The following is a 1,652-nucleotide window of genomic DNA, read 5'->3' on the forward strand; positions in this document are numbered from 1 at the left end:
GCTCCCCCAAGCTCTCGACTCCGCTCGAGCAGGGGGACCCCCATGACCCCGCAGGGCCCGCCCTCCGGGCGGACGACGGGAATGTGACGACAGGACCTAGGCGATCTTGAGCTTGTCGAGCACCTCCCAAGCGGTGATGCCCGGGCCTGCCAGGCTCCCCGCCACCTCCCCGGGGACGGAGGCCGGCTCGGCGACCAGCACGGCGGGGTCGGCGAGCGCGGACTGAGCGCAGGAAGGGGTGATGGACGCCCCCAGCACCTCGTCACCCACGTCAAAAGCGGTCACCCCTTCTCCGACCCGGTCGACCACGCCGGCCACGTCGGACCCGAGACCCGCCGGAAGATCGAGAGGTATCACCTGGCTCATCTAGCCATGCAGGATCTTCCAGTCGATCTCGAGCGAAGCCGAGAACTTGGGGGCGCGTGCACGGATGCACTACCGCGCTACGACCTCAAAACCTCACTGGTCCTCGTGCAGGTCCCAGTGGTTGAGCCCGGCGATGAACTGCACACGGTCGTCACGGCCGCCGCCCACCGAGTCGTCGAGGAGCGCCAGCGGATTGACCGGCGATCTGTGCGGGCCGTCCTCGGCCGTCTCGATCCAGCCGACGCCGGGATCGTGCAGCGCGGTGTCGACGACGTATGTGCGCGGCCGCTGAGGTGCCGGCGGCCGCGCCTCCGGGCAGAGCTGTCCCCGCAGCCCGTGAATTGCACGGCCGCCGTCCCCAGCCTGCTCCGGGCCGGGGACGCGCCGCCGTCAGACGTGCGGCCGGTCCCCCGTCTCCTGGTGCGGGAACGACTGGTCGGCACCCGGAAGGGTGGGTGCGGGCAGTGTCGCCACTTGCTCCTTCGCCTTCTCCAGTTGCTGCGCCGTGTCGTCGGGCAGGAGCGGCGGCAGCGGCTGTGGCTGCGTGAAGCGGAAGGCCGAGGTGAAGTCCCCGAAGGCCGCGCGGCGCCAGGCGCTGATGTTCGGCTCCTGGACGCCGGTGAACTGTTCCAGGAACCGCAGGGCCGAGGTGTGGTCGAAGGCCTCCGAGGCCACCCAACCCCCCACCGTCCAGGGCGAGATGATGATCGCGGGGACTCGGAAGCCGCCTCCGATGGGCAGCCCCTGGACGAACTCGTCGGCGGTTCCGGCCGGAGGCGTCGGCGGCGGAACATGGTCGAACAGGCCGTCGTTCTCGTCGTAGTTCAGAATGAACGCGGTCTTGCCCCAGACCTTCGGGTTGGAGGCGATCGCCTCGATCTTCGACGCGACGAAATCGGCGCCCGCGGCGGGCAGGTGGTCCGGGTGCTCGGACTGGAAGCTCGTCGGCATGATCCAGGAGACGGCGGGCAGGCGGTCGTTGCGCGCGTCGTCCTCGAACGTGCCCTCCGGCTGCGGGCGCAGGCCACGCTCGTACAGGTCGGACCCCGGCGCCGCCGAGCGGAAGCTCGCGAACTGCTCCAGCATGTTGCAGTCGTAGTCGTCGTCCTGCTGGTACACCTTCCAGCTGACCCCGGCCGCCTGGAGCCGTTCCGCGTACGTCGTCCACCGGTACGGCGTCGGGACCGTGTTCGCGATGATCGGCCCGCCCTGTGTACCGCCCGGGTCGATCGTGCCCGTCATCCAGTACAGCCGGTTGGGCCAGGTCGGTCCGAACACCGAGCAGA

General features: G+C 70.0%; 2 protein-coding genes. Both read right to left on the reverse strand.

Features of this window, described 5'->3' with window-relative positions:
- Positions 1–96 precede the first annotated feature (96 nt).
- Positions 97–366, reverse strand: a complete 270-nt coding sequence (locus ACFVWD_RS58310; RefSeq protein ID WP_389607301.1) for an alcohol dehydrogenase catalytic domain-containing protein — start codon at positions 364–366, stop codon at positions 97–99.
- Positions 367–756: 390 nt separating this feature from the next.
- Positions 757–1,652 (reverse strand): alkaline phosphatase family protein (locus ACFVWD_RS58315; protein WP_389607303.1); only part of this gene is annotated, 896 nt, incomplete at its 5' end.

It is taken from the genome of Streptomyces sp. NPDC058086 (genome assembly GCF_042885015.1).
Taxonomy (GTDB): domain Bacteria; phylum Actinomycetota; class Actinomycetes; order Streptomycetales; family Streptomycetaceae; genus Streptomyces.